Here is a 24,634-nt window from a genome sequence, read left to right on the forward strand (position 1 = left end):
ACATGCAGATCTACAAGGTTGGCGGCGCCGTGCGCGACCGCCTGCTCGGGCGCGAGGTCAGCGACATCGACTGGGTGGTGGTGGGCGCCACGGCCGAAGCTATGCAGGCCGAAGGCTATCGCCCGGTGGGCAGCGACTTCCCTGTTTTTCTCCACCCCGAGAGCGGCGAGGAATACGCCCTCGCCCGCACCGAGCGCAAATCCGGCAAGGGCTACGGCGGCTTCACCTTCCACGCCAACCCGGACGTCACCCTCGAAGAAGACCTGATCCGCCGCGACCTGACCATCAACGCCATGGCCGAGGACGAACACGGGCAGGTCATCGACCCCTACGGCGGCCTGCGGGACCTGCAGGCGCGGCTGCTGCGCCACGTCTCCCCCGCCTTCGCCGAAGACCCGCTGCGCGTGCTGCGCGTGGCCCGCTTCGCCGCCCGCTACGCGCCACTGGGCTTCGAAGTGGCCGACGAGACCCTGGCGCTTATGCGCCAACTGGCGGAATCCGGCGAGCTGCAGGCGCTGACGCCCGAACGCAGTTGGAAGGAGATTTCCCGCGCCCTAATGGAACCGAGGCCGGACGTGTTCGTCCAGGTACTGCGCGACTGCGGCGCCTTGGCCGAACTGCTGCCGGAGGTGGACGCGCTGTTCGGCGTACCTCAGCCCGAGGCGCACCATCCGGAAGTGGATACCGGTGTGCATTGCCTGATGGTGCTACGCCAGTGCGCCGAGCATGGGCAACCGCTGACCGTGCGCTGGGCCTGTCTGCTGCACGATCTGGGCAAGGGGCGCACCCCAGAAAGCGAGTGGCCGCGCCACATCGCCCACGAAGCGCGCGGGCTCAAACTGATCGACGCGGTGAACCAACGCTGCAAGGCGCCCCGCGACTGCGCCGAGCTGGCCCTGCTGGTCGGCGAATACCATACCCACGGCCATCGGGCCCTGGAGCTGCGCCCGACCACCCTGCTGGAGCTGCTGCAGCGCTTCGACGTGTACCGCCGCCCCCAGCGCTTCGAGGAATTCCTCGCCGCTTGCGAAATGGATGCCCGCGGCCGTCAGGGGCTGGAACAGCGCGACTATCCCCAGGCCGACTACCTGCGCGGCGCCATGCAGGCCGCACGCGCGGTGGCAGTGCAGCCATTGGTTGAGCGGGGATTCAAGGGTGCCGAACTGGGCGAAGCGCTCAAGCACGAACGCCTGAAAGCGCTCAAGACCTACAAGAAAGACCGGCAAGACACGCCAACGTAGGGTGCGCCATGCGCACCGAAGCCCCGCAAGGTGCCCGGCCCCGCGCCCCCTACGACAGGGCCCTCACGAAGCGATTACGGCGCGGGATAGGCCCCGATCAACTCGGCCGGCGTCAGCTCGGCGCCACGCCACTGGAACGGCGCCGGCCACAACAGCTGGTCGATCCGCGCCTCGCCCCACAGCTCGGCGAACGTCCGCTTCGCCTCGGGGTGAACGGCTTCGGGCGCCAGCAGGGCCAGCGGCCAGAGCACGAAGGCGTTCTTCAGGATTTCCGCCCGGGGCAGCACCAGGCCATCGAAGCTGCCGGTCAGGTCGTCGTACAGCAGCACGTCGATATCCAGGGGCAGGCCCTTGCGCTCCGGGGCATAGCGACCGTTGTCGGCCTCGATGAACTTGAGGCGACGATCCAGTTCGTGCAGCGGCAGGTCGGTGCGGGCGCTGACCACCAGGTTGTAGAAGTTGCCGCTCTTGATGCCCACCGGCCAGCTCTCGAACACTGGCGAACAGCGCAGGTCGTGGAGAAAGCCGGTCAGTGCATCCAGGCCGGCGGCCAGGCGCAGCTCACGGTCGGTATTGCTGCCCAGCCCGAGGAAGATGGGAGTCATGGCCGGCTGCGCTCGATTTCCACACCCACCGCGCGGGCCGCGGCGTTGACGCCGGGCTTGGTCACCCGCAGGCGCAGCCAGGACAGGCCGAAGCGCTCCAGCAACAACTCGGCCAGGCGCTCGGCGAAGGTTTCCACCAGTTCGAAGCACGCGGCGGCGGCGAACGCCTGCACCTGCTGGTTCACCGCGGCGTAGTCCAGCGCCTTGCCCAGGTCGTCCCCGGCCGCCGCCGGACGAATGTCCCAGGCGAAGGTCAGGTCCAGCAGCAGGCACTGGCGAATGCCACGCTCCCAGTCGTAAGCGCCGATCAGGGTGTCGACTTCCAGCCCCTCGATGAAAACCTTGTCCAAACCTCGTCTCCGCTGGACGACAAGACCCTTGTCCCGCCGCTAGAATCGGGGCTCCCTCGCCCCGGAATGGATACCATGTTCTGGCTGCTGGCACTGCTCGCCTACCTGCTCGGCTCGCTGTCCTTCGCCATTCTGCTCAGTCGCCTGAGCGGCGGGCCGGACCCGCGCGCCAGCGGTTCGGGCAACCCCGGCGCCACCAACATGCTGCGGGTGGCCGGCAGGAAACTGGCCGTGCTGACCCTGCTCGGCGACCTGCTCAAGGGCCTGCTGCCGGTGCTGGTCGCCTACCTCGCCGGCCTCGACATCCAGCAACAGGCCTGGATCGGCCTGGCCGCCGTGGCGGGCCATCTCTATCCGCTGTACTTCCGCTTCCGTGGCGGGAAAGGCGTGGCGACCGCCGCCGGAATGCTGCTCGGCCTCTACCCGCCGTCCGCCCTGCTGGCCCTCGCCGCCTGGGCGCTGACCTTCTTCCTCACCCGCACCAGCTCGCTGGCCTCGCTGATCGCCACGCCGCTGACCCTGCCGCTGCTGGCCTGGCAACGCCCCGAGGCACTGCTGCCGATGTGCGTGCTGACCGGGCTGATCGTGTGGCGCCACCGCAGCAATCTACGCGACCTGATGGCCGGACGCGAACGGCATTTCTAATAGTCGGCCTGAGCCGGACTCATATGGCCGGCAGCTGCTCCATCGGCCAGCGCGCCTGCACCTGGATGGCCGGTCCATCGTGCTGACCGGCCAGCAGTCGCTGGCAGCCGGCGTAGGCGATCATCGCGCCGTTGTCGGTGCAGAAGCGCGGGCGGGCATAGAACACCCGGCCCTTGAGCCCGGCCAGCATGCCTTCCAGCGAGCGGCGCAGAGCCTGGTTGGCACTCACCCCGCCGGCGATCACCAGGCTGTTCAGGCCGGTCTGCTTGAGCGCGCGCTTGCACTTGATGGTCAATGTGTCGACCACCGCATCCTGGAAGGCCAGGGCGATGTCCGCGCGGGTCTGCTCACCGGCGTCACCCGCCTCACGGCACTGCTGCCAGGTATTCAGGGTGAAGGTCTTCAGGCCGCTGAAGCTGAAGTCCAGGCCGGGACGATCGGTCATCGGCCGCGGGAAGGTGAAGCGCCCCGCCGTGCCTGATTCGGCCAGGCGGGCGATTTCCGGCCCGCCGGGATAATTCAGCCCCATCAGCTTGGCCGTCTTGTCGAACGCCTCGCCGGCGGCATCGTCCAGCGACTCGCCGAGCAACTGGTAGCGGCCGATGCCGTCGACCCGCACCAGCTGGGTGTGGCCGCCGGAGACCAACAGGGCGACGAAGGGGAAGGCCGGCGGCTGTTCTTCCAGCATGGGCGCCAGCAAGTGGCCCTCCATGTGGTGCACGCCGATCGCCGGGATGCCCCAGGCGAAGGCCAGGGCCTGGGCGCAGGAAGCGCCCACCAGCAGGGCGCCGACCAGGCCGGGGCCGGAGGTGTAGGCGATGGCCTCGATCTGCGCAGCCTCGACGCCCGCCTCGCCCAGCACCTGGCGGATCAGCGGCAGCATGCGCTTGACGTGGTCGCGCGAGGCCAGCTCCGGCACCACGCCGCCGTAGACGCGGTGCAGGTCGATCTGGCTGAACAGGGCATCGGCCAGCAGGCCGCGCTCACTGTCGTAGAGGGCGACACCGGTCTCGTCGCAGGAGGTTTCCAGGCCCAGCACTAGCATGGGGATTAAAACCTTCAACACTGGCTAAAAAAGAAGGCGCGCATGATAATCGCCGCCCCCTGACCGGGCCAGCGCTTTTCGATCAGAGGCTTTGCATTCCGCTGCGCGAGGCGTTACTATCCGCAGCCCTTGAAAACCGACGTACTCCCGTGCCCTTGCCGGATCGCGTCGTCCATTCGGTAAAACAGTGAAGGTACGACCTGGATGCCAGCCGTCAAAGTTAAAGAGAACGAACCCTTCGACGTAGCTCTGCGTCGTTTCAAGCGCTCCTGCGAAAAAGCCGGTGTACTGGCCGAAGTTCGCAGCCGCGAGTTCTACGAGAAGCCCACCACCGAGCGCAAGCGCAAGGCCGCAGCCGCCGTCAAGCGCCACGCCAAGAAAGTGCAGCGCGAACAGCGCCGCCGCGAGCGCCTGTACTGAGTTATCAGTCGCGCCGCTAGGCTTCCGCGATGCCCGGCTCCGGCCGGGCTTTGCATTTTCAGGCTCCACCCGACTCCGCTTCGCCGACCGGCGAATGACCGGAGTTTTTTCGTTTATGCTCCCGCCTCTGGCACCCGCACGCTGACGAACCCATGGCCGGCCTGATCCCGCAATCCTTCATCGATGACCTGCTCAACCGCACCGACATAGTCGAAGTGGTGGGCTCGCGCATCCAGCTGAAGAAGGCTGGCAAGAACTACACGGCCTGCTGCCCGTTCCACAAGGAGAAGACCCCCTCCTTCAGCGTCAGCCCCGACAAGCAGTTCTACTACTGCTTCGGCTGCGGCGCCGGCGGCAATGCCCTCGGCTTCGTCATGGACCACGACAGCCTGGACTTCCCCCAGGCCGTCGAGGACCTGGCCAAGCGCGCCGGCATGGACGTACCCCGGGAAGACAGCGGCCGCGGCCGCACGCCGCGCCAGCCGACCGACTCGCCGCTCTACCCGTTGCTCACCGCCGCCGCCGACTACTACCGCCAGGCCCTGAAGAGCCACCCGACGCGCAAGGCCGCGGTGGACTACCTCAAGGGCCGCGGCCTGACCGGCGAGATCGCCCGCGACTTCGGCCTGGGCTTCGCCCCGCCGGGCTGGGACAACCTGTTCAGGCATCTGGGCGGCGACGGCATGCAGCAGAAGGCCATGATCGACGCCGGCCTGCTGATCGAGAACACCGAGAGCGGCAAGCGCTACGACCGCTTCCGCGACCGGGTGATGTTCCCCATCCGCGACAGCCGGGGCCGGGTCATCGCCTTCGGCGGCCGGGTACTGGGCGACGACAAGCCCAAGTACCTGAACTCACCCGAAACGCCGGTGTTCCACAAGGGCCAGGAACTGTACGGCCTCTACGAAGCGCGCAAGAGCAACCGCGATCTCGACGAGATCATGGTGGTCGAGGGCTACATGGACGTCATCGCGCTGGCCCAGCAGGGCCTGCGCAACGCCGTCGCGACCCTCGGCACGGCGACCAGCGAGGAACACCTCAAGCGCCTGTTCCGCCTGGTGCCCAGCGTGCTGTTCTGCTTCGACGGCGACGGCGCCGGGCGCAAGGCCGCCTGGCGCGCCCTGGAGGCCACCCTGCCCAACCTGCAGGACGGCCGCCGCGCGCGCTTCCTGTTTCTGCCTGAGGGCGAGGACCCGGACACCTTGGTGCGCCAGGAAGGCACCGACGCCTTCCGCGCTCGCATCAACCAGCATGCCCAGTCGCTGGCTGACTACCTCTTCCAGCAATTGTCGGAAGAAGCCGACCCACGCTCGCTGGAAGGCAAGGCGCACCTGGTGACCCTGGCCGCGCCGCTGATCGACAAGATTCCCGGCAACCACCTGCGCGCCCTGATGCGCCAGCGCCTCTCGGAAATCACCGGGCTCAGCGGCGAGATGCTGCAGCAGGCCGCGCAGAACGCACCACCCGCCCCCAGCGCCAGCCACGAGCCGCCGACGGACTATGGCCACTACTACGACGCCCAGCCGGACTACGGCGATGTCGCCGACTACGCCAACCACATCGAGCCGCCCGCCGAAGCCTACGAGCCGAAGAAGACCTGGCAGAAGGGCGAAGGCAAGGCCTGGAAGAAGGATGGCGAGTGGCGCAAGGGCGGCGACTGGAAGAAAGGCCCGCGCGACGGCGCCCCGCCGCGCAAGCCGGTGCACGTGGAGACGCCGACCCTGACGGCACTGCGCACCCTGCTGCACCACCCGCAACTGGCGCAGAAAGTCGAAGATGTCAGCCATTTCGCCGACGAAGAAGACACCTACGCCCAGCTGCTGGTCGCCCTGGTCGGCACCCTGCAGAAGAGCCCCAAGCTGCGTTCGCTGCAGCTGATCGCCCGCTGGCACGGCACCGACCAGGGCCGCCTGCTGCGCGCCCTGGCGGAAAAGGAGTGGCTGATCGAAGGCGATAATCTTGAAAAGCAGTTCTTCGACACCATTACTACACTTACCCACGGCCAGCTGAAGAAACGCCGCGATCAACTGTTGCGGAGCGTCATGCACAAGAGCCCCAGCGAACTGAGCGACGAGGAAAAGGCTCTCTTGAGAGAGCACTTCAGTCACGCTCCATCGACCGACAGCGAGAGCCCAACTGGCGCGTGATGCGCCAAATCGGGTATAATCCTCGGCTTATTTTCAGCCCGCCAAGACCTTCAGTGGATAGGGTGCTATGTCCGGAAAAGCGCAACAGCAGTCTCGTTTGAAAGAGTTGATCAGCCGTGGTCGTGAGCAGGGTTACCTGACTTACGCCGAGGTCAACGACCACCTGCCGGAGGATATTTCCGATCCGGAACAGGTGGAAGACATCATCCGCATGATCAACGACATGGGGATCAACGTATTCGAGAGCGCTCCGGATGCGGATGCCCTGTTGCTGGCCGAAGCCGACACCGACGAAGCCGCCGCCGAAGAAGCCGCCGCCGCGCTGGCCGCGGTAGAGACCGATATCGGCCGCACCACCGACCCGGTGCGCATGTACATGCGTGAAATGGGTACCGTGGAGCTGCTGACCCGCGAAGGCGAGATCGAAATCGCCAAGCGCATCGAGGAAGGCATCCGTGAAGTCATGGGCGCCATCTCCCTGTTCCCGGGCACCGTCGACAGCATCCTCGCCGAATACCAGCGTGTCACCACCGAAGGCGGCCGCCTGTCCGACGTGCTCAGCGGCTACATCGACCCGGATGACGGCAGCCTGCCGGCCGAGGAAGTCGTGCCCGAGCTGAAGGAAGCCGCCGCCGAGACCAAGGACGACGAGGAAGAGGAGGAGGAAAGCGACTCCGACTCCGACGACGAAGGCGATGGTGGCCCGGACCCGGAAGAAGCCGCCCGCCGCTTCGGCGCGGTCGCCGATCAGCTGGAGAAGACCCGCAAGGCTCTGAAGAAGCACGGCCGCGGCAGCAAGCAGGCGGAGCAGGAACAGACGACGCTGGCCGAGCTGTTCATGCCGATCAAGCTCGTGCCCAAGCAGTTCGATGCCCTGGTCGAGCGCGTTCGCGGCTCTCTGGAACAGGTTCGTGCCCAGGAACGCGCCATCATGCAGCTGTGCGTGCGTGACGCCCGCATGCCGCGTGCCGACTTCCTCAAGCTGTTCCCCGGCAATGAAGTCTCCACCGAATGGTCCGCCGGCCTGGCCAAGGGCAAGGCCAAGTACGCCGAGGCCATCGGCAACCTGCAGGCCGACATCCAGCGCTGCCAGGAGAAGATGAGCGCCATCGAGGCCGACGCCGGCCTGGTGATCGCCGAGATCAAGGACATCAACCGCCGCATGTCCATTGGCGAGGCGAAAGCCCGTCGCGCCAAGAAGGAAATGGTCGAGGCCAACCTGCGTCTGGTGATTTCCATCGCCAAGAAGTACACCAACCGCGGCCTGCAGTTCCTCGACCTGATCCAGGAAGGCAACATCGGCCTGATGAAGGCGGTGGACAAGTTCGAATACCGCCGCGGCTACAAGTTCTCGACCTACGCCACCTGGTGGATTCGCCAGGCGATCACCCGCTCGATCGCCGACCAGGCGCGCACCATCCGTATCCCGGTGCACATGATCGAGACGATCAACAAGCTCAACCGCATCTCCCGCCAGATGCTGCAGGAGATGGGCCGCGAGCCGACCCCGGAAGAGCTGGGCGAGCGCATGGAGATGCCCGAGGACAAGATCCGCAAGGTATTGAAGATCGCCAAGGAGCCGATCTCCATGGAGACGCCCATCGGCGACGACGAAGACTCGCACCTGGGAGACTTCATCGAGGACTCCACCATGCAGTCGCCGATCGAAGTGGCGACCGTGGAAAGCCTCAAGGAAGCCACCCGCGAAGTCCTGGCCGGGCTCACCGCCCGCGAGGCCAAGGTGCTGCGCATGCGCTTCGGCATCGATATGAACACCGACCACACCCTTGAGGAAGTGGGCAAGCAGTTCGATGTCACCCGCGAGCGTATCCGCCAGATCGAGGCCAAGGCGCTGCGCAAGCTGCGCCATCCGACGCGCAGCGAGCATTTGCGCTCATTCCTCGACGAATGATGGCAAAACCCCGGCACCCGCCGGGGTTTTTGCTTCTGCGCCGGCTACACTGACAAGAGTATCCAACGCTTCCCGGAACCGCCGCATGTCGCGTCTGCTGGCCATTCTCCTGTCGTGTCTGGCGTGCTGGGCGCTCCCGGCGGCGGCGCTTGAGCTCAGCCCGGAAGAGCAGGCCTGGCTGGCCGACCACCCACAGCTGCGCCTGGGCATCGACCCTTCATGGCCACCCTTCGAGTTCCGCGACGAACAAGGCCGCTACAGCGGCCTCAGCGCCAGCTACGTCAGGTTGATCGAGGAGCGCCTCAAGATCCGGATGCAGCCGGTGGCCTCGAACGACTGGAGCGAAGTGCTGGCCCGCGCCCAGGAAGGCCGGGTGGACCTGCTGCCAGGCATCATGTCGACCCCCGAACGCCAGCGCGACCTGGCCTTCACCCGCCCCTACCTCGACTTCCCCATCGTCATCCTCGCCCACCGCAGCGGCCCGCAGCCGCGCAGGCTGGACCAGCTGTACGGCCTGAAGATCGCCGTGGTGCTGGACTATGCGCCCCACGTCATCCTGCGCAACCGCCACCCCGACCTCAACCTGCTGCCGTTGCCCAGCGTCGAGGCCGCACTGCAGGCCCTCGCCACAGGCCAGGCCGACGCAATGATCGGCGACCTCGCCTCCAGTGTCTGGAGCCTGCGCGAGCTGAAGCTGGACGGCCTCAGCATCACCGGCGAGACGCCCTACCGCTACCAACTGGCGATGGCCGCGCCGCACCAGAACACGCCGCTGATCGGCATCCTCGACAAGTTGTTCGCCGAACTGACCGAGAAGGAAATCGCCAAGCTGCGCGAGCCCTGGGTCGGCGGCGTGCTGGACGAGCGTGACGCCTGGCTGCGCGCCCTCCCTTACGGCATCCCCGTCTTCCTGCTGGCCCTGCTGATACTGGCCACCGTGCTGCGCATCAACCAGCGGCTGCGCCAGGAGATGCGCAGGGGCCGAAGCCTGGAAGAACGCCTGCGCAGCAGCGAACAGCACTACCGCGGCCTCATCGAGAGCCTCAGCGCGGTGGCCTGGCAGATGCGCCTCAAGGAGCAGCGCTTCACCTACGTCTCGCCGCACGCCGAGAAGCTGCTGGGCTATCCCCTGGACGAATGGCTGGAACCCGGCTTCTGGCAGCGCCACCTGCACCCGGACGATGCCGAGCATGCGCACCGGCACATCCAGGGCGAGGGCCAGGCCGGCTTCGACTACCGCATGCTGGCGGCCGACGGCCGCACCGTGTGGATTCGCGACATCGTCACGCCGATGCCGGGCGACGACGGCCCGCTGCTGCACGGCCTGATGATCGACATCAGCGAGGCCAAGCGCATCGAGCAGGCCCAACGCCTGTCCGAGGAGAAGTTCGCCAAGGCCTTCCACGCCTCGCCGGACGGCCTGCTGATCACCCGCTCGCGCGACGGGCTGATCCTCGAGGCCAACGAGGGCTTCACCCGGATCACCGGCTACGACATCACCGAGGCGCTCGGACACACCACCCGGGAGCTGAACATGTGGGCCAACCCGGACGACCGCCTGCGCATGGTCGAGGCGGTACGCCAGCATGGCGGCCTGCGCGACTTCCGCGCCTGGCTCAACGCCTGCGACGGGAGATTGCGCCTGGGCGAACTCTCGGTCCAGGCGATCATGATCGAGGACGAACCCTGCCTGCTCACCATCGCCCGCGACATCACCGACCGCGAGCAGATGGAAGAACGCCTGCACCTGGCCGCCACCGTCTTCGAGAGCACGGCCGAGGGCGTGATGATCACCGACCTGGAGCAGCGCATCACCGCGGTCAACCGCGCCTTCAGCGAAATCACCGGCTACAGCGAAGCCGAGGCACTCGGCCAGAAGCCCGGCCTGCTCGCCTCCGAACGGCATGATCGGACCTTCTACAAAGATATGTGGCGCCAGTTGAACGAGGAAGGACACTGGCAGGGCGAGATCTGGAACCGGCGCAAGAACGGCGAGGAGTTCCCCGAATGGTTGACCATCAGCGCCGTGCGTGGCCAGGACGGCCAGATCACCCACTTCGTCGGCGTATTCGCCGACATCAGCTCGCTCAAGCAGGCCCAGGAGCGGCTGGACTACCAGGCGCACCACGACCCGCTCACTGGACTGCCCAACCGCGCGCTGTTCGAACACCGCCTGGACAAGGCGCTGCAGGAGGCCCGCACCGAGCGCGGCCATGGCGCCGTGCTGTTCCTCGACCTGGACCGCTTCAAGCACATCAACGACAGCCTCGGCCACCCGGTCGGCGACCAGCTGCTCAAGAGCATCGCCCAGCGCCTGCGCGGCCAGCTGCGCGACATTGACACGGTGGCGCGGCAGGGCGGCGACGAGTTCATCGTACTGCTGCCCGGCCTGCAGCTGCCCGCCGACGCCGAGCGGGTGGCGACCAAGTTGCTGAACTGTTTCAACACCCCCTTCCACACCGAGAGCAGCGAGTTCTTCATCAGCGCCAGCATCGGCATCAGCCTGTACCCGAGAGATGGCGAGGATGTCGCCACCCTGGTCAAGAACGCCGACGCGGCCATGTACAGCTCCAAGGCCAAGGGCCGCAATCGGGTCGAGTTCTACACCCGCAACCTGACCTTCCAGGCCACCGAGCGCATGACCCTGGAACTGGAGCTGCGCCGCGCCATCGAGCGCGGCGAGCTGACTCTCTACTACCAGCCGAAGCTGTGCCTGACGAGCAGGACCCTGGTTGGCGCGGAAGCCCTGCTGCGCTGGCACCACCCACTGTTCGGCGAGATTCCGCCGGACCGCTTCATCCCGCTGGCCGAAGACAACGGCATGATCCTCCAGCTCGGCGACTGGGTGCTGCAGGAAGCCTGCCGGCAAATGCGCTCCTGGCAGGAAAGCCACGCGCCGTTCGGCCCGCTGTCGGTCAACCTGTCCGGCAGCCAGCTGCGCCAGCCCCGGCTGGTGGAGCGCATCGCCGGCACCCTCGACGACTTCGGCCTGGCGGCCAGCTGCCTGCAACTGGAAATCACCGAAAGCTTCATCATGAACCAGGCCGAGGAAGCGCTGCTGGTGCTCCATGAACTCAAGTCGCTGGGCCTGCAGCTGGCCATCGACGACTTCGGCACCGGCTACTCGTCCCTCAGCTACCTCAAGCGCCTGCCGCTGGACATCCTCAAGATCGACAAGTCCTTCGTCCTCGGCCTGCCCGGCGACCCGGACGATGTCGCCATCACCCGTGCGATCATCGCGCTGGGTCGCAGCCTGCAGATGTCGGTGATCGCCGAAGGCGTGGAAACCAAGGCCCAGGAAACCTTCCTCGCCAGCGAGGGCTGCGAACAGATCCAGGGCTACGTGATCAGCCGCCCGCTCTCGGCCGAATCCTTCGCCACCAACTTTCTCGGCCCCCTGCCGATTGGCAGCGCGGAAAAGGCGCCGGTATAATCCGCCGCTCCTTCTGAGGGCCTATAGCTCAGTCGGTTAGAGCAGAGGACTCATAATCCTTTGGTCCACGGTTCGAGTCCGTGTGGGCCCACCAAGCAGAATAAGGACTTAGGCCAGTCATGCGACTGGCCTAAGTCTTTTTGGCCTCCTGAAAACTGCGTACCATCCCGGCTACCGCTCGTATTGCGCTGCGCCCAGCCTCTACGACGTTTCGCCCTGGCTCGCGGAGTCAGGCGCACAAGCTCCCACAGAAGACGCCGAGGCAAAGATGGCCAGCGATTCCCCCTTGTCCCAGGCGGTCGGCACTCCGATCACCCGCAGCGCGATCTTTATCGTCGCCACTCTCAATCCGGGCGAGGGGCACAACGAGACCGTCCGAGCCTTGTGCGGTGACGTAGCGGCGCTGGTCCGTTCGGTGGGCAAGCGCGTGCCGGAAGGCGATCTCTCGTGTGTGGTGGGCTTCGGTGCCGTAGCGTGGGATGCCCTGTTCGGTGCGCCGCGCCCTGCAGCCCTGCATGCGTTTCGCGAGATCGGTACCGGCGAGCGGGTCGCCGTTTCCACGCCGGGGGACCTGTTGCTGCACATCCGCGCGGAGCAGATGGATCTCTGCTTCGAGCTGGCGACCCAGCTGATGACGCGGCTGGGCGAGGCGGTCACGGTGGTCGACGAGGTCCAGGGTTTCCGCTATTTCGACATGCGCAGCATCATCGGCTTCGTCGACGGCACGGAGAACCCGGTGGGCCGCGAGGCCGCGCACTTCACCCTGATCGGCGACGAGGACCCGGACTTCGCCGGCGGCAGCTACGTGCTGGTGCAGAAGTACCTGCACGACATGACCCGCTGGAACCAGCTGTCCACCGAGGCCCAGGAGCGCATCATCGGGCGCACCAAGCTGACGGACATCGAGCTGGACGAGTCGGTGAAGCCGAGCTGTTCGCACAGTTCCCTGACCACCCTGGTCAAGGACGGCCAGGAGGTGAAGATCCTGCGCGACAACATGCCGTTCGGCCGCCCGGGAGCCGGGGAGTTCGGCACCTATTTCATCGGTTATGCCCGCTCGCCGGAGCCGATGGAGGAAATGCTCGAGAACATGTTCATCGGCCTGCCGCCGGGCAACTACGACCGCCTCCTGGATTTCAGCAAGGCGGTGACGGGGAGCCTGTTCTTCGTGCCTTCCGCCGATCTCTTGGAAGAGCTGGCCGACAAGGCACCCTGATCTCCCCGCATGAAAAAGCCGCGCAATCGCGCGGCTTTTTCGTTGCTGCCTTCAGCGCTTGGCGATGATGTACACCGCATGCACGATGCCGGGGATGTAGCCGAGCAGCGTGAGCAGGATGTTCAGCCAGAAGGCGCCACCGAAACCGACCTGGAGGAACACGCCCAGCGGCGGCAGCAGGATGGCGATCAGAATGCGGATGAGGTCCATGCGGTACTCCTTGAGGTCCATGGCGGCGGACGTCGCCGTACTAGCACAGACCCGCGCAAGCGCAGCGGGGTTCAGGCTGAATCTCAGGGGCTGAGACTGCGCAGGTGCAGCACCCCGAACAGCAGCACCTGCAGGCGCGCCAGCATCGGTTGCGCCTGGCGCTGCAGACGCCCATGCAGCACGACGATCTCCAGCACATGGATCACCAGCAGCAGTGCGGCGATGGCGCTCATGTAAGGGCCCGCGAAGGGGTGCAGCAGGTCGGCCAGCGCCAGTATCCAGAACAGCGCGAGTGCGGCCTTGGCCAGGGTCAGCATGGAAAGCTCCCGGTTCAGTTGTAGAGGAAGGTCGGGCCAGGGTGTTCGCGGCCGTCGTCGACGCCGATCTCCAGGGCGACCAGCGCGTCGACCCGGGCGCTCAGCCGCTCGATCAGTTCGCGGTGTGCCTGCGGCTCGGCGGCGAGGTTGTGCAGTTCGTTCGGGTCGGCCTGGGTGTCGTACAGCTCCAGGTCGTTGCGCGCCAGCAGGTCGTCGAAGCCAGCCGGCGTGTGGTGGTCGGACGGCGCGAAGTAGCGGGCGAACTTGTAGCGGCCGTCGTGGATGCCGCGGAACAGCGCGCGGTTGTCCAGCGACGGGCCGAGCTGCCCCTGGCGCAGGGATTCGCGCAGGATCGCCCAGGGCGTGACCTGGTCGGCATGGCGCATCACCGACTCGGTGAATTCCGGGTCGAGGTACATGACCACGCCGTAGTCGAACAGATGGCCGCGTTCGTCCCGGGTCGAGCGCCGGTCCGCACCGCCGAGGCTGTCCGCCAGGCTGACGCCGGCCAGCTGCGGGTAGCGCTCGGCGCGGGTCACGGAGTCCACCCCGGCGAGTTCCAGCACGGTCGGCGCGATGTCGACGGTCGAGCCCAGCGCCTCGCTGGTGAAGCCCTGGCGCACGTCCGGGTGGCGCACGATGAAGTTGACCCGGGTGTTCTCCCGGTACATGTGCGGTCCCTTCTGCCGCAACTGGTGGGCGCCGGCCATCTCGCCGTGGTCGGCGGTGAGGATGACGATGGTGTCGTCGGCCAGGCCGCTGTCCTCCAGCGCCAGCAGCACCTGCTCGATGGACTGGTCGACGTCGCGCACGCAGTTCAGGTAGTAGCTCTGCAGGCCCTTCCAGGCCTCTTCGTCCTTGGGGTCGAGGTGGCCGTACACGCGGTTGCACAGCTCCACATCGGCGCGCTGGGCCCAGGGTTTGCGGCTCAGGTCCTCGCTGTAGAAGCTGCGCGGCAGGGGCAGGTCCCAGCGCGTCTGGTACAGCCCTGTGGTCGGCCCCGGGTCGATCGGGCCGAGGAAGTTGCGGCGCAGGCGCGACTGCTCCTGCTTCGCGCCGGAGCTGTAGAACATGATGTCGTGCGGGTTGACGAAGTTGACCGCGAGGAACCAGGGCGCCTCGTCGTCGCGGTGCTGGTGCAGCCAGCCGACGGTATCGCTGGCGGTGACCTTGTCGAAGATGAAGCCGGTCATCAGCGAGCCGTGGGGGTCGCCGTTGAGGTTGTAGTCGGCGAAGCCGAACGGCAGCAGGGCGTCGCGGGTGCTCTCGACCACGCCGTAGGTGAGGTTGCCCGGCTGCTCGATGTGCGACAGGTGCCACTTGCCCTTGTAGGCGGTGTGGTAGCCCTGCTCGCGCAGCATGTGGCCTAGGGTGGGCAGCCCGGGCGACAGCTCGCGAAACGGCGGCAGGCCGATGTTGGCGGTGATCCCCGTGCGCTGGGTGTGCTGCCCGGTGAACAGCACCGAGCGCGACGGCGAGCAGGGCGTGGTGTTGACGTGGAAGTTGCCCAGGCTGGCCGCGCCGCGCAGCAGCCGCTCGTGGCCGGGCAGCGGCAGCGCGCTGGGCAGGTCGCGGTGGGCCTGCTGCTGGTCGGTGACGATCAGCAGGATGTTCGGCTTGCGGCCGGCCGGGCGCACCCTGGCCGGCGCCGCCTGCTGCCCGAGGACGGGGGAGGCAACGCCCGCGGCGGTCAGGGCGGCGGCCTTCTTCAACAGCTCGCGACGTTGCATGGCGCGATCCTCCGGTGGCCCACGGGTGGTGCGACGCGCCGCCCAGGCGCGCCGCGGGACATCAGCGCACGGTCAGGGCGATCGGCGCTTCGGCGAAGTCGAAGCAGCCGAGGAAGGTCTTGATGTCGAGCAGGTTGCCGTCGACCTTCACGTCCCCCAGCAGCGCGCCCTTGAGCAGGCCGTTCTCGCCGCTGATCACGGTGTCCAGGTAGGTTTTGTCGAGGGTCAGGCGCAGCGCTGTGTCGGCGTCGATGCCCCGGCGCAGCTGGGCCACTCCGCGACGTACGTCCAGGCTCCATTCCTCGCCGATGTCGGGGAAGGCGAAGCCCAGGGTCAGCTCCACGTCGGCACTCTTCTCCGGGTCGATGCGGGTCACCCAGTTCTGCAGGAAGATGCGCGCCGGCAGGTTCTTCAGCATGTCGCTGGAGAGGAAGGCGCTGCGCACGCGGCGACCCAGCTCCTCGGCGCCGCCATCGTCTAGCTTGCCTTCCAGCTCCATGGCGCTCATCAGGTACCAGTTGCGCCAGTTGATGTTCATGCTGGCGTAGCCGAGCTTGCGGAAGCTGCGCGCCTTGATGTCGCGCGCCAGCTTGTCGCCGTGGTCGACGCGGATGGCGTAGCCGGACAGTTCCGCGGCCCACTGGTAGTCGCCCTTGATGTAGGCCTCGCCGGCGGCCAGCAGGACCTTCTCGCGGCCGCCCATGAGCGCGATCAGGCGCTCGGCCTTGTCCTTCGGCGGAATCGGGTCGAGGTCCACCGGGTCGCCCTGGAACCAGCCCAGGTAGCCCTGGTAGATCTGCCGCACACTGTGCTTCACGGTGCCGTAGTACTCGCGCAGGTAGGGCGTGTAGCCGGCCAGGTGGGGCGGCAGCTGGACCTTCTCTACCAGCTCGTCGGGGGTCAGGCCCTTGTTCATCCAGCGCACGGTCTGGTCGTGGATGTAGGCGATGGCGTCGCGGGTCATGCGCAGCACTTCTTCGACCTTGTCCTTGCCGCTCACCGGCTGGCCGTGCAGCGGCACCATGTAGTCGGCCTGGAAGGCGCGCAGCTTGTCGAGGCTGTCCACCCACACCACCGGGTCGCGGAACTTGGTGCCGCGCAGGGTGTGGATGTTCGGCAGGGTCGGCCCCTGGGTGACCTCGGCGCTGATCAGCACGCGGTTGTCCGGCAGGTACAGGACGATCTCATCCGGCGCCTCGCTGGGCACGTGGAGGAACTGCACCGGCAGGCCGGCGATGGTGGTGTCGAGCTTGTCCTTGAAGGTGATGGTCGGCGCGATGAAGGTCGAGGCGCCCTCATGGGCCAGCGGGCCGAGGCCGGCGTTCATCTGTTGCTTGTCGCTGTCCGGCAGCGCGGCGCCGAAGCTGTAGCCCGAGCGCATGGAGAGGATCGGCCCGACCAGCGCGCCCTGGGCGACGACGTTGTCGAGCAGGCTTTCCTGGGCGTAGATCTGCACCTCGCCGCTCTTCACCTGCTCCTCGCTGACGAAGCCCTTCACGCCGTTGATGTGGTCCGGGTGGAAGTGGGTATAGACGATGGCCTTGATCGGCTTATCGCTGATCTTGCGGAACTCGGCGAGCACCTTGCGCGACTGCTCGGCCGACTCGCCGGTGTCGACGATGATCAGCCCTTCCGGCGCCTCGATCATCACGCTGTTGGCGAGGTTCCAGCCCACCGCCGACCAGACGTTGTCGGCGATCGGGTAGACCTTTTCGCTGAAGTGCCGGGTGTGCTCGGCCAGCTCGGCGTTGATCGAGGGCTCGATGTGCTCGGTGGGCAGCTCGGCGCTGGCGGTGAAAGGCAGGGTCGCGGCCAGCAGCAGGCCACTGAATCGGCTGAATGACATGGGGGTTGGCTCGTTGTTGTTTGTCCCGCTAGGCAGACTGGCGAAAGCGAGCCAATAATTCCAATGCATTTCATTCGCCAATTCGATGCGAGACACGCATGAACGACCTGCGCCAACTCCGTCACTTCGTCGCCCTCGCCGACCATGGCCACTTCGCCCGCGCCGCCGAGGCCGTGCATCTCAGCCAGCCGGCCCTGAGCCGCAGCATCCAGGCGCTGGAAAGCGGCCTCGGCTGCACCCTGGCGGACCGCCACAGCCGCGGCATCAGCCTGACGGCCCACGGTCGCCTGGTGCTCGAACACGCCCGCCGCCTGCTGGCCGGCAGCCACGCCCTGCACAACGCGGTGAGCCAGCTCGGCAACCTCGCCAGCGGCGAACTGCGCCTGGGCGCCGGCCCCTACCCCGCCGCGCGGCTCGTGCCCCAGGCCATCGGCCGCTTCGCCGAGCACTACCCGAAGGTGCGCGTGCAGTTGCAGATCGACAACTGGCAGCAGCTGCGCACGCGCCTGCTCGACGACGAACTGGAGCTGTTCGTCGCCGATATCCGTGAACTCCAAGGTGATCCCCAGCTGTGCATCGAGGCGCTGCGCAGCCATCCCGGCGTGCTGTTCTGCCGTCCGCAACACCCGCTGTGCGGGCACGGCGGGCCGCTGCGGCTGGACGACCTGCGCGGCTACGCCCTGGCCGGCACCCAGCTGCCGCAGGCGGTGGCGGAGAATCTCGAACCCCTGGGCGGCGAGCAGGCGATGAGCATCCAGTGCGACAACTTCATGGTGCTCAAGGAGCTGGTGTCGAGTAGCGACGTGCTGAGCATGGCGCCCTGGGACGTGGTCGCCAGCGATGTGCAGGCCGGGCGTCTGGCGATCCTCACCCTGAGCGGCGTGCCATACCTGGCCAGCTCGGCCTATGGCATCGTCAGCCGCAGCGGGCACAGCCTGTCGCCAGGCGCCGAGCAGCTGCAGCAGATCATCCGCGAGCAAGACAGCGAACACCTGATGCCTTCGCTACCTATTCCCGATGCCAGCGCCAACGAACCATAGAGCGCGAAGGAGCCAGCTCAACTGCGCGGCAGGCGCACGCGGAATGCCGCGCCACCCAGGTTGGAGTCCTCCAGCAGCAGCTCGCCGCCGAAGCTTTCGATGATGTCCTTGACCACCGCGGTACCGATGCCCTGCCCTTCATGCTGGGTATCCAGGCGCTCGCCACGCTGCAGGATGCGCGCACGCTGGTCGACCGGCACACCGGGGCCGTCGTCCTCGACGCTCAGCTCGCAGTAGCCGGCCTGCACGATGGCGCTGACGCGGACGGTGCCCAGGCACAGGCGGTAGGCGTTCTCCAGCAGGTTGCCGAGCAGTTCGAGCAATGCGCCCTGCTCGATGGGCACCTCGAACTGCACATCGAACACCCGCTCGACGCGCACGCGCTTGTCGCGATAGACCTTGTCCAGCGCCTCGCAGAGGATGTCGAGCAAGGGCGCCAGGCGGGCACGGTGGCGCACCAGGCCGCTCTTGCGCAGGCTGGCACGCTGCAACTGGTAGCCGATCTGCTGGCTCATGCGCTCGATCTGCCGTTGCAGGATCTGCGCCTGCTCCGGGTTGGCGCTGCGCCCCGCGAGGTTTTCGCTGACACCCTGCAATACCGAGAGCGGAGTCTTCAGGCTGTGCGCCAGGTCATCCAGCGAGTGCCGGTAGCGCTCACGCTGCCGCCGCTCGCTTTCCAGCAGGTGGTTCAGCGAGCCGGTCAGGCGCAACAGCTCGCGCGGGTGTTCTTCACTGAGCGCCTCACGCTCGCCCGCCTCGACCTGATCCAGCTCGGCGGTAAGCCGGCGCAAGCCGCGAAAGCCCCAGGTCAGGCCGAACCAGAGCAGGCCGAGCAGCACCAGCAGGGCTACCGTCAGCCACAGGTAGAGCTGCCGCATGAAGCCATCGTGCATAGCCTGGTAGTCACTCACCGGCTGCATGGTGATCACGCTGTAGGCGGCCGCCTGGCCCCGCAGCAGGTCGATCTCCACGTCGTAGACGAAGAACTCCCGGCCGCTTTGCGCCCGCGCCCGCGAGAAGTCATGGCGGCCACCCTCGTAGCGTGGTGTGTAATGCACGTTCTCGGCGCGGGATGAATGCGACTGCCAGACCAGCGTGCCTTCGCTGTCGTAGATGAAACCGAGCTGGCGCGTCTCGAGGTTGTCGAATTCCTCGTCCGGCAGTTTGTCCGGCATCGTCAGCCGGCCATCGACGATGCGCGCGGCGGAAATCAGCGTGCTGGCATCGGACGCCAGGCGCTTCTCGATGGATTGTTCTAGGGCGAAGACGAACGCTCGCTGCAGCACCGGCAGCAGCGCCAGCATGAACAGCACGGCCAGCGCCGCAGCGCCGAGCATCAGCCGCAGGCGCAGGGAAAACCCGGCGCGGCGCCGAACCCGCGTCACGCGCTCGCTCATCGGCAGCGCTCGACGAACAGGTAGCCCTGGCCGCGCACGGTCTCGATCGGCTTGAAGCCGTTGTCGCCCTCCAGCTTGCGCCGCAGGCGACCAACCAGCACTTCGATCACGTTGGGATCGCGCTCTTCGTCATCGGGGTAGAGCTGCTCCATCAGCCGTTCCTTGGCCACCACCTGCTGATGGTGGCGCATGAGGTATTCGAGGATGCGGTATTCGTAGGCGGTCAGCGCCATGGGCATGCCGTCCAGCTGAGCCTGCTTGCGGTTCAGATCCAGGTTGAGCGGGCCGGCCTCGATGGTCGACTGGACGAAGCCCGAGGAGCGGCGCAGCAGCGCGTTCAGGCGCGCTTCGAGTTCTTCGAACTGAAAGGGCTTGACCACGTAATCATCGGCGCCGGCGGCCAGGCCTTCGACCTTGTCCTGCCAGTTGCCGCGCGCCGTGAGAATGAGGATGGGAAAGGTCTTGTCCTGGCTGCGCAACTGGCGGATCAGGTCCAGGCCATTCATGCCCGGCAACCCGAGGTCGATCACCGCCAGGTCGTGGCTGTATTCCTGCGCCCGGTAGAGCGCCTCTTCGGCATTCGGCACCGCGTCCACCACATGGCCTTGCTCTCCCAGTCGCGTGTAGAGGTGATGACGCAACAGCGCCTCGTCTTCCACTACCAGCAATTTCATCAGGCGCTGTCTCCTGTGGGAGCTGGGCCGAAGCCCAGCGGGTGGGGAACGTGCAGGTTTTAGAACGCGTAGTTGGCGCCCAGGTATGCCTGCGAGGTGCTGTGCAGGTCCAGCGAACCCAGCTTGCCGGCGCCATGCGGGGACATCTCGGTGCTGGCGTTGGTACGCAGGTAACGATAACCCGCTTCAACCGATGCGTTCTTGTTCAGTTGCTGGAGAATACCGGCCTGCAGGCCCGCGGCATAACCGATGTCGCTGTCGCGGCTCAGGCCACGGCTGTCCTGCTCCAGCTTGACCAGACCGAGGGTGGCGCCGCCGAACAGCTTGGTGTTGTTGTCGCCCAGGGGCAGGAACAGGTCATAGCTGCCGAGCAGGTTCTGCTGGCGCAGCTTGTAGCCGCTATCGCTGTCCGAGACGTTCTCGTAGGTCGCGTAGTAGCGGCCGTTTTCCTGCACCTGGCCGGCGCGGATGCCCCAGGTGCCGGTCTTGTGAATGACTTTGTCGAGCGATGGATTGCCCAGGCTCTGGTTCAGAGCAGAAGACTTCTGGATGTTGTTGTTGGTCTGGCCCCAGGTCAGACCGACGAAGTTGTCGGCAGCCTGGGCGGTGACGGCAGCCAGGGTCAGGCCGCTGGCCAGGACGATACGGTTCAGGGTGGCTTTCATGGCGTGTTCCTCTTGGAGCGGTTTGGATGTGTGAAGCACGGGAGCCATCCTCCCGCAGCGCCACTGAACCGTTCCTGAACCCTTCCTGAACCTGCGCTGAACGAGCGGTGATGAGCACGACGCCAGGCGCCGCAGGGTTTGCATCACGCACGCGCGACAACACCAGCCACCGGCATTGCGCAGGCAGCCGACATCCGACTGCAGACGCTCGAGCAGGAGAGCCTGCAGTCGGTAGACGGGGGAATCAGTGGTGGGGGCGCTTCCCGTCGTGCGCGCGCTGGCGCAACTGAGCGGTCAGCGTGTCGATGGCCGCCAGGGCCTGCTGAATGTGCGCGTGGATCTGGCCTTCACTGGCTTTGCGGCGCGGGGCGCGCTCTTCGGCTTCCAGTTGGTAACGCGGATCGAACAGATTGAACGTATCCATTGCTGATTTCCTCACAAAGTACGGCCGCTGCGGTATGCAACGGCATGGTAGGCAGTGACGGGCATCGGGGATTGTTCTTGTTCGGCCAGCGTGCCGCCGGTTGATGACACTCGTGCAGAACACAGACAGCTGCACGGGGCCGGCGGTTTCAGCCGCCTGCGATCAATTTCCGCCGGTACGCGGCGCGGGTCAACACGACGCAATGTCGCAGCGGCGGAACGGGCGTGCCAGAGCGGCGCGATCGACGAAGCGCACTATAGTTTCCAGTCCGGGTCTTCTTTCCGTTCGTCCACTCACTTCACGGAGTCACCATGAGCAAGGTATTCAATGTCGCGGTTCTCGTCGGCAGCCTCCGCAAGGCCTCGATCAACCGCAAGCTGGCCCTGGCCCTGGCCGAGCTGGCGCCGCCGTCGCTGAAGCTGCAGATCGTCGAGATCGGCGACCTGCCGCTGTACAACGAGGACATCGACGTCAACCCGCCGCCCGCGTCCTATACCGCCTTCCGCGACCAGCTGCGGGGCGCCGACGCGGTGCTGTTCGTCACCCCCGAGTACAACCGCTCGGTGCCGGCGCCGATGAAGAACGCCATCGACGTGGGTTCGCGGCCCTATGGCCAGAGCGTGTTCAGCGGCAAGCCGGCAGCAGTGGTCAGCGCCTCGCCGGGCGCCATCGGCGGCTTCGGCGCCAACCATCACCTGCGCCAGTCGCTGGTGTTCCTCGACATGCCGGTGCTGCAGCAGCCGGAGTCCTACCTGGGCGGCGCCGGCAACTTCTTCGACGAGGCCGGCAAGCCCAACGACAGCATCAAGGGCTTCCTGCAGAAATTCATCGACACCTTCGCCCGCTGGATCGAGATCCAGAACCGCGCCTGAGCCCTGCCGGCCGGGTCGTCCGACCCGGCCCCCTCGCCCCACCGCGAAATCCGCTTGAACCTTTGCCGCCGGCGGCCGGTCGCTGTTCCTATGAACCGCCGCGCCAACGCGACGGCCGCACAGGAACAGCGACATGCCGAACCGGGCCCGCAGGACTGATACCTCACTGGCCGGACTGGAACACCTGCTGCATCGCTACCACCGGGTACGCAGCGCCACCGAGCGCCTGTGCGAGCCGCTGGAGCGCGAGGACTACGTGATCCAGAGCACGCCGGAGGTGAGCCCACCCAAGTGGCACCTGGCGCACGTCAGCTGGTTCTTCGAGGCCTTCGTGCTGCAGCCCTTCCTGAAGGACTACCGGCCGCTGGACGCGCGCTACGACCACCTCTTCAACTCCTACTACCAGACCCACGGCACACCGTTCGAGCGCACCCGCCGCGGCCTGCTGTCGCGGCCGACGGTGAGCGAGGTGTACGCCTACCGCAGCCATGTCGACCTGGCCATGGAGCGCCTGCTGGGGCACCTCGACGCGGAGATCGCCGAGGAGGTGCTGTCCCGCGTCGAGCTGGGCCTGGAACACGAGCAGCAGCACCAGGAGCTGCTGCTGATGGACATCAAGCACATCCTCGCGCAGAACCCGCTGCGCCCGGCCTACCGCCGGGATCTCACAGCCGCCCCCCGTGCCCCGGCGGCGCTGCGCTGGCTGAGCTATCCCGCCGGTGTGCGCCACATCGGCCACGACGGCAGCGGCTTCGCCTTCGACTGCGAGCGGCCGCGGCACCGCGCCTTCGTCGACGCCTTCCAGCTGGCCAGCCGGCCCGTGAGCAATGCCGAGTACCTCGACTTCATCCGCGACGGCGGCTACCGCAGCAGCGCCCTGTGGCTGGCCGACGGCTGGGACCACATCCAGCGCGCCGGCTGGCAGGCGCCGCTGTACTGGCAGCGCGACGGCGAACAGTGGATCGAGCTGACCCTGGGCGGCCCCCGCGAACTGGACCCGGACGCGCCGGTGTGCCACCTCAGCCACTACGAGGCGGACGCCTTCGCCACCTGGGCCCAGGCCCGCCTGCCCAGCGAGGAGGAATGGGAGATCGCCGCCCAGGACGAGCCGCTGTGGGGCAACTTCGTCGAAAACGACCACTTGCAACCGGTGACTTGCGCCGCCGGCGAGGGCCTGCAGCAGCTCTATGGCGATGTCTGGGAATGGACCTCCAGCGCCTTCCGTCCGTACCCGGGATTCCGCCCGCTGGCCGGCAGCCTGGGCGAATACAACGGCAAGTTCATGTCCGGCCAGATGGTCCTGCGCGGGGGCAGCTGCGTCACCCCCGAGAACCATGTGCGCCCCACCTACCGCAACTTCTTCCACCCCACCATGCGCTGGCAGTTCGCCGGCCTGCGCCTGGCCAAGGAGATCTGACATATGGCATTGGCAATCCGCGTTCACGAACAGCCCTGGACGGCCGAGCGAGCGGCCCTGCGCGACGAGGCCCTGCTGGGTTTCGCCGCCAGCCCCAAGTCGATCTCGCCGAAGTTCTTCTACGATAGCCGCGGTTCCCAGCTGTTCGAGCAGATCTGCCGGCAGCCCGAGTACTACCTGACCCGTACCGAGGAGACCATCCTGCGCCTGGCCGCCGGCGACATCGCCAAAATCGCCGGACCGGACGTCAGCCTGGTGGAATTCGGCAGCGGCGCCAGTCTCAAGGTGCGCCTGCTGCTGGAGGCCCTGCGCCCGGCCCGCTACCTGGGCGTGGACATCTCCCGCGAGTTCCTCGCCGCCAGTACCCACCGGCTGGCCGCCGACTACCGCTGGCTGGACGTGCACGCCCTGTGCGCCGACTTCAGCCAGCCGCTGGAGCTGCCGGCCGAGGCGCTGGGCAAGCGCCCTCTGGCGTTCTTCCCCGGCTCCAGCATCGGCAACTTCGACCCGGAACAGGCCCGCGCCTTCCTGCGCAACCTGCACGCCGCCCTGCCGCCCGGGAGCGGTCTGCTGATCGGCGTCGACCTGGTCAAGGACCGCCAGGTACTGGAGCGCGCCTACAACGACAAGGCCGGCGTCACCGCCCAGTTCAACCTCAACCTGCTCGAACGCATCCGCCACGAACTGGACAGCGACATCGACCCCGGCCGCTTCCAGCACCGGGCCTTCTACAACGAGGCCGAGTCGCGCATCGAGATGCACCTGGTCAGCCCCCATGCGCAACAGGTACGCATCGAGGACCGCCTGTTCGAGTTCGCCGCCGGCGAGACCCTGCACACCGAGAACTCCTACAAGTACACCCCCGCCGGCTTCCGCCAGCTGGCCGCCGAGGGTGGCTTCGCCGCGGTGGCCATGTGGCGCGATCCCTGGCAGTTCTTCAGCGTGCACTTCCTGCGCCGCGAGTGAGCGACGTCCGCCGCTCGCCGGAGCGCTCTGCCTGAGGGAACAGCCGCGCGATCCGCCGCGCC

Annotated in this window: 22 protein-coding genes and 1 tRNA gene; 12 read left to right on the forward strand and 11 right to left on the reverse strand. The window is 66.9% G+C overall.

From position 1 onward, the window contains the following. Window positions 1-2 precede the first annotated feature (2 nt). Entirely contained in the window at window positions 3-1,241 is a 1,239-nt protein-coding gene (locus N5D30_RS16385) for a multifunctional CCA addition/repair protein (RefSeq protein WP_279909790.1), read from the forward strand. 74 nt (window positions 1,242-1,315) lie between these two features. Here the strand turns inward: N5D30_RS16385 and folK are convergent, their stop codons facing one another. After that, window positions 1,316-1,846 carry a 2-amino-4-hydroxy-6-hydroxymethyldihydropteridine diphosphokinase gene (gene folK, locus N5D30_RS16390; protein WP_279909791.1) on the reverse strand — a complete coding sequence of 177 codons (531 nt, stop codon included), beginning with the start codon at window positions 1,844-1,846 and terminating at the stop codon, window positions 1,316-1,318. Next, window positions 1,843-2,196: a dihydroneopterin aldolase gene (gene folB / locus N5D30_RS16395; protein ID WP_279909792.1), complete on the reverse strand. Its 354-nt coding sequence runs from the start codon at window positions 2,194-2,196 to the stop codon at window positions 1,843-1,845. Before folB ends, folK begins: the two co-directional genes overlap by 4 nt. Window positions 2,197-2,271: 75 nt before the next feature. Between folB and plsY the strand changes: the two genes are divergently transcribed. Further along, window positions 2,272-2,841: a glycerol-3-phosphate 1-O-acyltransferase PlsY gene (gene plsY, locus N5D30_RS16400; RefSeq protein WP_279909793.1), complete on the forward strand. Its 570-nt coding sequence runs from the start codon at window positions 2,272-2,274 to the stop codon at window positions 2,839-2,841. A 19-nt stretch (window positions 2,842-2,860) separates the two neighbouring features. On the opposite strand, the gene tsaD is transcribed toward plsY, so the two are convergent. After that, entirely contained in the window at window positions 2,861-3,886 is a 1,026-nt protein-coding gene (tsaD, locus tag N5D30_RS16405; RefSeq protein WP_279909794.1) for a tRNA (adenosine(37)-N6)-threonylcarbamoyltransferase complex transferase subunit TsaD, read from the reverse strand. A gap of 204 nt (window positions 3,887-4,090) precedes the next feature. On the opposite strand from tsaD, the gene rpsU reads away from it, so the two are divergent. The 6 genes from rpsU (at window position 4,091) to N5D30_RS16435 (ending at window position 13,014) form a co-directional block, all read left to right on the forward strand. Beyond that, complete coding sequence (gene rpsU, locus N5D30_RS16410; protein WP_021702507.1) at window positions 4,091-4,306, forward strand: 30S ribosomal protein S21; 216 nt, start codon at window positions 4,091-4,093, stop codon at window positions 4,304-4,306. A 152-nt stretch (window positions 4,307-4,458) separates the two neighbouring features. Beyond that, entirely contained in the window at window positions 4,459-6,453 is a 1,995-nt protein-coding gene (gene dnaG, locus N5D30_RS16415; RefSeq protein WP_279909795.1) for a DNA primase, read from the forward strand. A gap of 67 nt (window positions 6,454-6,520) precedes the next feature. Then, complete coding sequence (rpoD, locus tag N5D30_RS16420) at window positions 6,521-8,365, forward strand: RNA polymerase sigma factor RpoD (protein ID WP_220813794.1); 1,845 nt, start codon at window positions 6,521-6,523, stop codon at window positions 8,363-8,365. 85 nt (window positions 8,366-8,450) lie between these two features. Further along, on the forward strand, window positions 8,451-11,798 hold the full coding sequence (locus tag N5D30_RS16425) for an EAL domain-containing protein (RefSeq protein ID WP_279909797.1): 3,348 nt from the start codon (window positions 8,451-8,453) through the stop codon (window positions 11,796-11,798). A 17-nt stretch (window positions 11,799-11,815) separates the two neighbouring features. Further along, window positions 11,816-11,892, forward strand: a tRNA-Ile gene (locus N5D30_RS16430). Between the two features lie 174 nt (window positions 11,893-12,066). Beyond that, the gene (locus N5D30_RS16435) at window positions 12,067-13,014 is read left to right on the forward strand and encodes a Dyp-type peroxidase (protein ID WP_279909799.1); all 948 of its coding nucleotides are present in this window, start codon (window positions 12,067-12,069) and stop codon (window positions 13,012-13,014) included. A gap of 51 nt (window positions 13,015-13,065) precedes the next feature. Here N5D30_RS16435 and N5D30_RS16440 read toward each other — a convergent pair whose 3' ends face one another. From N5D30_RS16440 to N5D30_RS16455, 4 genes are all read right to left on the reverse strand, one after another. Further along, on the reverse strand, window positions 13,066-13,224 hold the full coding sequence (locus tag N5D30_RS16440; RefSeq protein ID WP_003084988.1) for a YqaE/Pmp3 family membrane protein: 159 nt from the start codon (window positions 13,222-13,224) through the stop codon (window positions 13,066-13,068). Window positions 13,225-13,307: 83 nt separating this feature from the next. Then, entirely contained in the window at window positions 13,308-13,541 is a 234-nt protein-coding gene (locus N5D30_RS16445; RefSeq protein ID WP_279909800.1) for a DUF1145 domain-containing protein, read from the reverse strand. 14 nt (window positions 13,542-13,555) lie between these two features. Continuing rightward, the gene (locus N5D30_RS16450) at window positions 13,556-15,271 is read right to left on the reverse strand and encodes a sulfatase-like hydrolase/transferase (RefSeq protein ID WP_279909801.1); all 1,716 of its coding nucleotides are present in this window, start codon (window positions 15,269-15,271) and stop codon (window positions 13,556-13,558) included. A gap of 61 nt (window positions 15,272-15,332) precedes the next feature. Beyond that, entirely contained in the window at window positions 15,333-17,117 is a 1,785-nt protein-coding gene (locus tag N5D30_RS16455) for an alkyl sulfatase dimerization domain-containing protein (RefSeq protein ID WP_279909802.1), read from the reverse strand. 98 nt (window positions 17,118-17,215) lie between these two features. Between N5D30_RS16455 and N5D30_RS16460 the strand changes: the two genes are divergently transcribed. Further along, window positions 17,216-18,157, forward strand: coding sequence for a LysR family transcriptional regulator (locus N5D30_RS16460; protein ID WP_279909803.1), 942 nt, complete (start codon window positions 17,216-17,218; stop codon window positions 18,155-18,157). Between the two features lie 17 nt (window positions 18,158-18,174). Here the strand turns inward: N5D30_RS16460 and N5D30_RS16465 are convergent, their stop codons facing one another. From N5D30_RS16465 to N5D30_RS16480, 4 genes are all read right to left on the reverse strand, one after another. Continuing rightward, window positions 18,175-19,554 (reverse strand): ATP-binding protein, encoded by a 1,380-nt coding sequence (locus N5D30_RS16465; protein WP_279909804.1) that lies wholly within the window; start codon window positions 19,552-19,554, stop codon window positions 18,175-18,177. Further along, window positions 19,551-20,228, reverse strand: coding sequence for a response regulator (locus N5D30_RS16470; protein WP_279904579.1), 678 nt, complete (start codon window positions 20,226-20,228; stop codon window positions 19,551-19,553). The genes N5D30_RS16465 and N5D30_RS16470 overlap by 4 nt, the downstream gene beginning before the upstream one ends. A gap of 59 nt (window positions 20,229-20,287) precedes the next feature. Continuing rightward, window positions 20,288-20,893 carry an outer membrane beta-barrel protein gene (locus tag N5D30_RS16475; RefSeq protein WP_279909805.1) on the reverse strand — a complete coding sequence of 202 codons (606 nt, stop codon included), beginning with the start codon at window positions 20,891-20,893 and terminating at the stop codon, window positions 20,288-20,290. Between the two features lie 244 nt (window positions 20,894-21,137). Further along, on the reverse strand, window positions 21,138-21,317 hold the full coding sequence (locus N5D30_RS16480) for a hypothetical protein (protein ID WP_220813773.1): 180 nt from the start codon (window positions 21,315-21,317) through the stop codon (window positions 21,138-21,140). Between the two features lie 311 nt (window positions 21,318-21,628). Here N5D30_RS16480 and N5D30_RS16485 point away from each other — a divergent pair, with 311 nt between their 5' ends. The 3 genes from N5D30_RS16485 to egtD all read left to right on the forward strand — a co-directional run bounded on the left by N5D30_RS16485 (window position 21,629) and on the right by egtD (window position 24,572). Next, complete coding sequence (locus N5D30_RS16485) at window positions 21,629-22,189, forward strand: NAD(P)H-dependent oxidoreductase (protein ID WP_279909807.1); 561 nt, start codon at window positions 21,629-21,631, stop codon at window positions 22,187-22,189. A gap of 133 nt (window positions 22,190-22,322) precedes the next feature. Next, window positions 22,323-23,606, forward strand: a complete 1,284-nt coding sequence (egtB, locus tag N5D30_RS16490; RefSeq protein WP_279909808.1) for an ergothioneine biosynthesis protein EgtB — start codon at window positions 22,323-22,325, stop codon at window positions 23,604-23,606. Window positions 23,607-23,609: 3 nt separating this feature from the next. Continuing rightward, on the forward strand, window positions 23,610-24,572 hold the full coding sequence (gene egtD, locus N5D30_RS16495; RefSeq protein ID WP_279909809.1) for an L-histidine N(alpha)-methyltransferase: 963 nt from the start codon (window positions 23,610-23,612) through the stop codon (window positions 24,570-24,572). Window positions 24,573-24,634: the final 62 nt, after the last annotated feature.

It is taken from the genome of Pseudomonas sp. GD03875 (assembly GCF_029840585.1).
In the GTDB taxonomy this organism is placed as follows: Bacteria; Pseudomonadota; Gammaproteobacteria; order Pseudomonadales; family Pseudomonadaceae; genus Aquipseudomonas; species Aquipseudomonas paralcaligenes.

Coding starts and splice junctions, on each gene's coding strand:
- N5D30_RS16460 (WP_279909803.1), top strand. CDS start 17,216: ATGAACGACCTGCGCCAACTCCGTCACTTCGTCGCCCTCGCCGACCAT.
- N5D30_RS16440 (WP_003084988.1), bottom strand. CDS start 13,224: ATGGACCTCATCCGCATTCTGATCGCCATCCTGCTGCCGCCGCTGGGC.
- N5D30_RS16385 (WP_279909790.1), top strand. CDS start 3: ATGCAGATCTACAAGGTTGGCGGCGCCGTGCGCGACCGCCTGCTCGGG.
- N5D30_RS16445 (WP_279909800.1), bottom strand. CDS start 13,541: ATGCTGACCCTGGCCAAGGCCGCACTCGCGCTGTTCTGGATACTGGCG.
- egtB (WP_279909808.1), top strand. CDS start 22,323: ATGCCGAACCGGGCCCGCAGGACTGATACCTCACTGGCCGGACTGGAA.
- N5D30_RS16470 (WP_279904579.1), bottom strand. CDS start 20,228: ATGAAATTGCTGGTAGTGGAAGACGAGGCGCTGTTGCGTCATCACCTC.
- N5D30_RS16435 (WP_279909799.1), top strand. CDS start 12,067: ATGGCCAGCGATTCCCCCTTGTCCCAGGCGGTCGGCACTCCGATCACC.
- tsaD (WP_279909794.1), bottom strand. CDS start 3,886: ATGCTAGTGCTGGGCCTGGAAACCTCCTGCGACGAGACCGGTGTCGCC.
- egtD (WP_279909809.1), top strand. CDS start 23,610: ATGGCATTGGCAATCCGCGTTCACGAACAGCCCTGGACGGCCGAGCGA.
- rpoD (WP_220813794.1), top strand. CDS start 6,521: ATGTCCGGAAAAGCGCAACAGCAGTCTCGTTTGAAAGAGTTGATCAGC.
- folK (WP_279909791.1), bottom strand. CDS start 1,846: ATGACTCCCATCTTCCTCGGGCTGGGCAGCAATACCGACCGTGAGCTG.
- N5D30_RS16485 (WP_279909807.1), top strand. CDS start 21,629: ATGAGCAAGGTATTCAATGTCGCGGTTCTCGTCGGCAGCCTCCGCAAG.
- N5D30_RS16480 (WP_220813773.1), bottom strand. CDS start 21,317: ATGGATACGTTCAATCTGTTCGATCCGCGTTACCAACTGGAAGCCGAA.
- dnaG (WP_279909795.1), top strand. CDS start 4,459: ATGGCCGGCCTGATCCCGCAATCCTTCATCGATGACCTGCTCAACCGC.
- N5D30_RS16465 (WP_279909804.1), bottom strand. CDS start 19,554: ATGAGCGAGCGCGTGACGCGGGTTCGGCGCCGCGCCGGGTTTTCCCTG.
- N5D30_RS16450 (WP_279909801.1), bottom strand. CDS start 15,271: ATGCAACGTCGCGAGCTGTTGAAGAAGGCCGCCGCCCTGACCGCCGCG.
- rpsU (WP_021702507.1), top strand. CDS start 4,091: ATGCCAGCCGTCAAAGTTAAAGAGAACGAACCCTTCGACGTAGCTCTG.
- N5D30_RS16455 (WP_279909802.1), bottom strand. CDS start 17,117: ATGTCATTCAGCCGATTCAGTGGCCTGCTGCTGGCCGCGACCCTGCCT.
- N5D30_RS16475 (WP_279909805.1), bottom strand. CDS start 20,893: ATGAAAGCCACCCTGAACCGTATCGTCCTGGCCAGCGGCCTGACCCTG.
- plsY (WP_279909793.1), top strand. CDS start 2,272: ATGTTCTGGCTGCTGGCACTGCTCGCCTACCTGCTCGGCTCGCTGTCC.
- N5D30_RS16425 (WP_279909797.1), top strand. CDS start 8,451: ATGTCGCGTCTGCTGGCCATTCTCCTGTCGTGTCTGGCGTGCTGGGCG.